The organism is Chryseobacterium lacus, assembly GCF_003336205.1.
In the GTDB taxonomy this organism is placed as follows: Bacteria; Bacteroidota; Bacteroidia; order Flavobacteriales; family Weeksellaceae; genus Chryseobacterium_A; species Chryseobacterium_A lacus.
Map to the genome: position 1 here is coordinate 273418 of NZ_QPIE01000005.1, position 7044 is coordinate 280461.

Below are 7044 nucleotides of genomic sequence, written 5' to 3' on the forward strand. Positions count from 1 at the left end.
GTTTGTTTGTTCGTCCGGGAAATTACTTCCCGGACGTTTTTTTTGATAAATGTCAAAGCCAAAGTTCAAAAGAAGCCGGAACTTTGCGTTAACAAACAACTGGACAATGAAAAAGAACTTTATACTGCTGCTCATTTTCCTTTCGGGGTTTTTGTACTCGCAGGCATATTCGCCGGATATTTTGGGAAACGGTTTTGAGCAGAAAACATTGAATTTTCCCAACGATTACGAAGGAAAAGTTACCGCAACAGTCATTCGCAAAAAAGCGGAAAGTCCTACCCATAAAGCTGTGTTGTATATTCACGGGTTTAACGACTATTTTTTTCAGGCGGAAATGGCTGAAAAATTCAATGAAAAAGGGTTTGATTTTTATGCTTTGGATTTAAGAAAATATGGGCGTTCATATTTGCCGCATCAAACTTTTAACAATGTAAGAAATCTGGACGAATACAATGCCGAAATCGATGAAGCTTTAAAAATCATTACTGCTGAAAATCATCACGAAATTCTGTTGGCAGGTCATTCAACCGGCGGGCTGATCACGACACGTTATATGAAATATCACACGGAAAACCCTAACATTGCCGGACTTTGGGTGAACAGTCCCTTTTACGATTTCAATATGGGGTTTCTGGCGCAAAAAATTGGGATTCCCATCATCAGTGGTTTGGGAAAACATTATCCTGACACGAAAATTGACGGTGGATTTTCCACTTTCTACGGTGAAAGCCTGCATAAAAATTTTAAGGGCGAATGGAATTATGATTTAAAACTGAAACCCAATGCCAACGGGAAAGTAAATTTTGGCTTTATCCGTGCTATTCACCGTGCACAGAAAGACATCCGCAACGCAGAACTCAACGTTCCGGTATTGGTGATGCATTCTGAAAAATCGGGCTATCCAAGAGTCTGGAATGAGGAAGTGACTTCCACCGATATCATCCTGAACGTGAAGGATATTCATAAAAATGCTGAAAATTTAAAGGGAAATGTGACGATAATTCCCTTTAAAGGCGGCATTCACGATTTAGTGCTTTCCAAAAAACCGGTGCGCGAAAAAGTGTATGACGAACTTTTCACTTGGCTACAAAAGATTGATTTTTAATAGTTTATTTTTAATGTTCGGTTTGTAAATAATACCTCATTTTTGGGGCATTATTTTTATTTTTGTACAAATTGAATCCTGATGACTTTTCCCGAAATGCTTGCCACATACATCACCATCGACGATGATATCCACAGTTTTCTGAACACCCAGACCGAAAAAATATCTGTGAAAAAAGGAACCGTTATCAGCGATCAAAACACTCTAAACCGCAAGGTGTATTTTGTAGAAAAAGGGCTTCTGCGCTCGTTTTATTTTGAAAAAGGAAAAGACATCACCACCAATTTTTACCCCGAAAACAGCATTCTCGCCAATAAAGACACCATCTTTGAGAAAATTCCGGCACGGCATTCCATTGAAGCTTTAGAAGACAGTGAGATTGTCTTTTTCCGGTACTCGAAAATGGAAGAGCTCTGCGAAACTTCGCTCACCATTGCCAATTTCAGCCGCCGTGTTTTGGGACTTCTGATGACGAATATGGAAAGGCGCATCAATTCCTTGCAGTATATGACGGCAAAGGAAAAATATATTCAGCTTTTAGAAGATAATGCTGATATCCTTTTGCGTGCGCCGCTTGGGATGATAGCTTCTTATCTTGGCATTTCTCAGGAAACTTTGAGTAGAATCAGAAGTGAGGTTTAGAAAAGTTATTAAAGTACAGACAGAGATGCGGCTTGAGTGGCGGTGCGAAAAATAATTGTACCTTTTGCAAAGATTTTATTTTTCAGGCGGGATAAAAGAATAACCAGGAACAAAAAAAAGAGACTTTTCTACAAGTCTCTTCAGTATTTTTAAAAACTTTTTACGATAAATTAATAATGTTGAAAAAGCTGCCGAAGTTTCCGTTCAACAGAGTTTTCATTGTTCGTGCTTCGCACGCAACGAAAACTTAGCTATTATGCGACGTTTTTAATTGATAATTTTTTTTTCATTTTTTTCATAAGACAAAAATAAATATTCAGCTATTGTTTTTGATAAATTCACAGTTAAAATTGCGTGTCTATCATCAATTTTATAATTTTTTCTTGGAGAATTACCGTGTGAATCGCTAAAATTGTTTCTTAATCCTGAAACTCCATTTATAATACTAAATACTCCAGATAAAATTTGCTTAAGATATTCATCTGAATGATCTGAAGGGGTCATATTTAAGGTTTGACTAACATCTTTATAAAGTTTAATTAAATTCCCTTTATAATCATATTCTCCAACTTTCATTTCATAAATATAAAGACAAATTGATTCTAATAAAGTTCTTGAATTTGTTACAGCTCCTTCAAAATCTTTTTCTGCAATTTTTTGATTACATTTTGTTATTTGCTCTTGGATATATTGAAAATCAATTTTTTCTAAATTTTTAGCATCTACCAATTCGTATTCGTCTTCTAAATCAAAGTCTGGATAAAATTCAATATCAACTATTTCAGGTTCATTTTCTTTTATGGGATAAATTAACAAAATAGCCTTATGTAATTCAGACTTATCTTCTTCAGATAGACTAATTAATTTTTCATTATTTCTTGCTGGGGAATAAATTTCAAAATAACTAATTATAGAATACCACATACTTCCATAAGTTGAGGTCTCACGAATGTTAGAGCGTGAGTTTTTAAGTAAATCGGCTAAATCATTTCTATTCTTATACTTAAGAACTTTTTGAAGTCTTTTAATGTCTTTCATTTAAATTTATTGAAATGATGTTATGTTTTCTAAATCGCTATTTAGCAGTCAGGTCGTAAAATGTCGCATAACAATCCGGGTATTGCCGAAGGCGGGGATTTTTAGCACAAAAGTTCAATCGAAGTACAAATGTTGAACCTTGCTCAAATGCTCAATCAAAGCCGTTCAGCCCTGCTTTTGGCAATACCTTGTTGAACTAAACCTTCGGTAGCTTTCCCAATCGCATAAATCAGTTACTTGTAAAGTTAATTAAAAAATCAATAGAGTGGCAACAAAAAAAAGAGTTCAGACGAGCTCAGAGAAAACAAAATCATCAATCAGGCAAAGCGCGAAGTGCCTGGTTTTACAGAACTTTTAGGCCGGTTTGAACGTACGGTTTCGGTGCTTGGAACAAGCCAAAGTACGTTCAGTAATTACTCCAGACACCTGGCTGCGGTGTCGCTGCATTTCGGGAAAATCCCGACAGAATTAGATCCTGAGCAAATCCACGATTACCTTTTTTATCTTCAGAAAAAATCAAAATCACCCTCGCAATTAAACACACGGTTTACGGACTTCGGTTCTGTTGAAATCGGAAGGATTGAGCTACGATTTTCTAAGTCTTCCGGAAATTAAAAAAGAGAAAAAACTTCCTGTAGTGCTCAGTAAACAGGAGGTTTGGCAGATGTTGTCCGGCTGTAAACTTTTAAAACATAAAATCTTAATCGGGTTGCTTTACGGCTGTGGATTGCGCTGTTTGGAAGTCAGAAATCTTCGTCTCTGTGATTTGTTCAGTTACAAAGATTACCGCCAGAAAGGTATCAGAAAGCAGATGGTTTTGAGCCACAAGGAGTTATCCGCCGTTTTGCGATGCATCTTTTGCCGAAAAGATTTGTAAAAATCCGTTATTATGGTATTTTAAGCAGCAGCTGGAAGCGTGGAAAACTTCAGGGTTTGCAAGAAAGTTTAAAAGTGGAACGGAGCGTTTTTGTTCGCCAGACTATGCTCAGAAAATGCAGCTGTTGCAAAAAAGGAAACCTGGTGACCATTGCCATTTTCGGGCAACGTGGTCCGCCACAGGATTTTCTTTTCGTCACCCAAACTTTCTCTGCGAAATAAACTTTGCGGGTAAGGGAAATTATATGCTGAAACGAAAAATCACAGCATTTAAACCCTACAAAGTGCCACTTCTGCCCACAAAAAAAGCAGTACTTCTAAAAAAACTGCTTTGTGTATCTAAATTCTAAAAACGATAACTCCATAGACTGCCAAAAAAGCCCCCGAAGGTTCCGTTCAACGGGCTTTCATTGTTGGCTTTTCAAGCCCAACGAAAGCTTAGTTATTAGCGGTAGTACTTTTATTTTGTAAGCCATTCTTGAAGTTTTGTATAGTAAGAAACTCCCTCATTATTTGTTGGAGTAATAACATAATATCCTTCATCAAAATAACCACCAATCTTTCTTAATACTGAATTTTTAGTTACAAATTCAATCCTAGGATAAATTTGAAGATATTCACTTCCTGAGAAATTTTCGTAATCATTCCTTATTGGAAAAATCGCAATATCTTTATCGTATTTGTTTACATCGCCTAAACCTAGTTCCCAGTTACACCATTTAGATGAAATTGAACCTTCAGTTGCTAATAGAATAAATTTTTTATTTTCTACAATTTTTTCTTTAATTCTAGCAGCTGTGACTCCTGAAGTATTTTTAGGCATTCCACTATCGAGCCAATCAACGTAAACATTTACTCCAATTTTTTTAAGTAAGGATATTACCGAATCCAATTCTGCTAATTCATCATGTTTATGCGATAAAAATATAGTTGTTTTACCTAGTTGACTTTCTTTTCTAAATTCACTTAAACTTTCATTAATTGATTTTGAGAATACTCTAGTTGTATTTCTAAATTCCAATAATTGACTTTTACTTAGTATACTCATATCAATATCTATTTCTAATATTCATTGCTTCTTCGATCCAATTTTGAATATTGTCTTTAATATAATTATAAGCGTCTGAACTGTTTTGGTATGGTGGATTATAAGATTTGACAATATTAGCGAAATTTACACCGTTAACATCAAATTTTTCAAAAGGATTTTTCCCTTTAATACTTTGATTTCCATTGCTATCTTTTAATTTATTAATATAAATACCAACTATTCCACGTTTCTCTTTCCAAGCTTTTTTTATCTCATAATCAATCCATTTTCTATTGGATGTTTCTGAACCAATTAATACGATTACGCAAGATTTACCATGCATGTTATCGTCAATCCATTTTTCTATAGCTTTATCACCACCTTTTGTAACTTCTTCCCAATTATTGGTTGTTGCTATTGGATTTCCTTCTATTTTACCCATGTTTCGAACCTGAGAAGCTCTCCAATTATCTGCACTATAATGAAAACTTGTAAAAACTTTTCTAGACATACTTATTTTTTTATTTTGTTTAATAATTCTTGTATCACTTTTAAAATTTCATCTAAAGATAGACTAGTGTCATTTAGCTTTACAATGAATGGAAAAATAGCTTCGTAATTGTCATAATAATTTTCAGGATTTTTTGATATTTCTTCAAAAATAATCTTTGAAGCATACTGTGTGGTTCCAATTGGTATGCAAATACATTGGTTTTGTTTTGCAATTTCAAACTCTTTAATTACACCATCTGCATTAATTATTTCACCCTTGTCATTTTTGTTCCCAAAAATAAAAATGCAAAGACCACATTGAGAAATCATATTTTGTCTATACTCCTTCCATAATTCAGGTAATTTCTTATTACCACTTTCAAATTGAGGAAATGGTTTCATTATAAGTTGAGATTCAGAGTGCTTTTTTGGATTTTCATAAATTTGTTCTAATGCACCATTTATTACTGAACTACCAATTCCCCAACCAAAGCCATTGACGATTTTATATTCGTTACGAATTAAAAGTTTGGATAGTTTGTGGACAAATCCAAGAGCATCATTTTTTTCATAAGGTTCATACGTTTCAGCACTACCTGAAATAAAAACTGTTTGCTTTTTATATCGAATCTCAATCTCTTTAAGTACTTCAGTTATATCTGAATATTTCTCAATTTTCAATGACTTTATTCCATATCGTTTAAGGTCATTAATAATTAAATTTTGTTTCTTGATGCTGTAATCAAGACTAGCTTGGTCAGGAATGTTATAGTCTCCAATTTTAGGAGTTTTTACAAAGCAGTAATGTTGTCTCTGTTGCTTTCTAAACCTAAAATTTAACCTACTAAGAACATAATCTAAATTTGGGTCATTAAAACTAAATCCAATAAATAGAAATGTTTTAGTAGTTAATTCTCCGGATAGTGCATTTATAAAAGGTTCGTGTGTTTGGTAGTAATGTTCATATTGCTCTTTAGTTAAAATTGCATCATTTGGATGTGAAACATCACCATGCATTTTGTAAATTACAATATCTCTCTTAGGTTTTGTAGTTAGAAGCTGGTCATTTGTATATTTTACATCTATAACTTTATATTCTTTTTCAAAAGATTTTTCAATTAATTGATCATAATTTGTTGTCCAAATTGAAGATACGGGTAATCTAGCAACAATACGATGATTATCAGTTTCCGACACATCTTCTGTAAATTCTTCTAATATTTTTCGATTAATTTTTGTTCTATTTTGATTTTCATTTACATGGAATTGAGCAATAGAAACTAAATCTTTTTCAAGATTTAGATCTAATCCTAAATCTGTTGCTATTTCACTCATTAAATCTGTCCAATTGACAAAACCAGCTGGAATTGACATTCCAGCACCTGCAAAAATAGACGCTGTTCCAGAGTTTAAATCCTTGACATAATCATTTATGAATATATCAATTTCGTTAGAAAATTTCATGGTTGTTTTTATAAAATGGTTATTGTATGTATAATGATTATATTCGATGTGTTATCGAAGTATTACCGCTAACGGGCCGCGTATTGGCGATAGTGGCGGATTAGAAAGCCTAAACTTTCAATCTTGCACTAAGCTAAGCAACAGCCTTTTATTATTTTCTAAATTTATGAAAAAAGGAAATATAAAAGGCTGTTGCGACAAAAAAAGGAGAAACTTTCAATTTCTCCCTTAAACCGCCATTTAGCCAATGCGATGTTGAACTAAACCTCCGGTAGCTTTCCCATTCACCGTTTTAGTAATTTTGTTTTTATTAAACCCTAAAAAACATATAAAATGGCTACAAAAAAAAATCTCCGGAGGAGTTAAGGACTAACAAGTTTCTCAATCGTGCCTCTAG

The 7044-nt window shown here is 33.7% G+C and carries 7 protein-coding genes and 1 pseudogene; 4 read left to right on the forward strand and 4 right to left on the reverse strand.

Annotated features, from left to right (window positions below; translation table 11 throughout):
* Window positions 1-106: 106 nt before the first annotated feature.
* Both DQ356_RS08460 and DQ356_RS08465 read left to right on the forward strand, forming a co-directional pair.
* Complete coding sequence (locus DQ356_RS08460; RefSeq protein WP_114304037.1) at window positions 107-1105, forward strand: alpha/beta hydrolase; 999 nt, start codon at window positions 107-109, stop codon at window positions 1103-1105.
* An 81-nt stretch (window positions 1106-1186) separates the two neighbouring features.
* The gene (locus tag DQ356_RS08465) at window positions 1187-1747 is read left to right on the forward strand and encodes a Crp/Fnr family transcriptional regulator (protein WP_114304038.1); all 561 of its coding nucleotides are present in this window, start codon (window positions 1187-1189) and stop codon (window positions 1745-1747) included.
* A gap of 267 nt (window positions 1748-2014) precedes the next feature.
* Here DQ356_RS08465 and DQ356_RS08470 read toward each other — a convergent pair whose 3' ends face one another.
* Entirely contained in the window at window positions 2015-2785 is a 771-nt protein-coding gene (locus DQ356_RS08470) for an abortive infection family protein (protein WP_114304039.1), read from the reverse strand.
* Window positions 2786-3118: 333 nt separating this feature from the next.
* Here DQ356_RS08470 and DQ356_RS11180 point away from each other — a divergent pair, with 333 nt between their 5' ends.
* Together DQ356_RS11180 and DQ356_RS08480 are read left to right on the forward strand one after the other, a co-directional pair.
* Window positions 3119-3400 (forward strand): phage integrase N-terminal SAM-like domain-containing protein, encoded by a 282-nt coding sequence (locus DQ356_RS11180; protein ID WP_126723265.1) that lies wholly within the window; start codon window positions 3119-3121, stop codon window positions 3398-3400.
* A 154-nt stretch (window positions 3401-3554) separates the two neighbouring features.
* Window positions 3555-3883: pseudogene (locus tag DQ356_RS08480) on the forward strand (transposase); the annotation flags it as partial.
* A 238-nt stretch (window positions 3884-4121) separates the two neighbouring features.
* Here DQ356_RS08480 and DQ356_RS08485 read toward each other — a convergent pair.
* The 3 genes from DQ356_RS08485 to DQ356_RS08495 are packed head-to-tail and all read right to left on the reverse strand — an operon-like array spanning window position 4122 to window position 6647.
* On the reverse strand, window positions 4122-4709 hold the full coding sequence (locus DQ356_RS08485; RefSeq protein WP_114304042.1) for a toll/interleukin-1 receptor domain-containing protein: 588 nt from the start codon (window positions 4707-4709) through the stop codon (window positions 4122-4124).
* Between the two features lies 1 nt (window position 4710).
* The gene (locus tag DQ356_RS08490) at window positions 4711-5202 is read right to left on the reverse strand and encodes a TIR domain-containing protein (protein ID WP_114304043.1); all 492 of its coding nucleotides are present in this window, start codon (window positions 5200-5202) and stop codon (window positions 4711-4713) included.
* 2 nt (window positions 5203-5204) lie between these two features.
* Entirely contained in the window at window positions 5205-6647 is a 1443-nt protein-coding gene (locus DQ356_RS08495) for an SIR2 family protein (protein WP_114304044.1), read from the reverse strand.
* Between the last annotated feature and the right edge of the window lie 397 nt (window positions 6648-7044).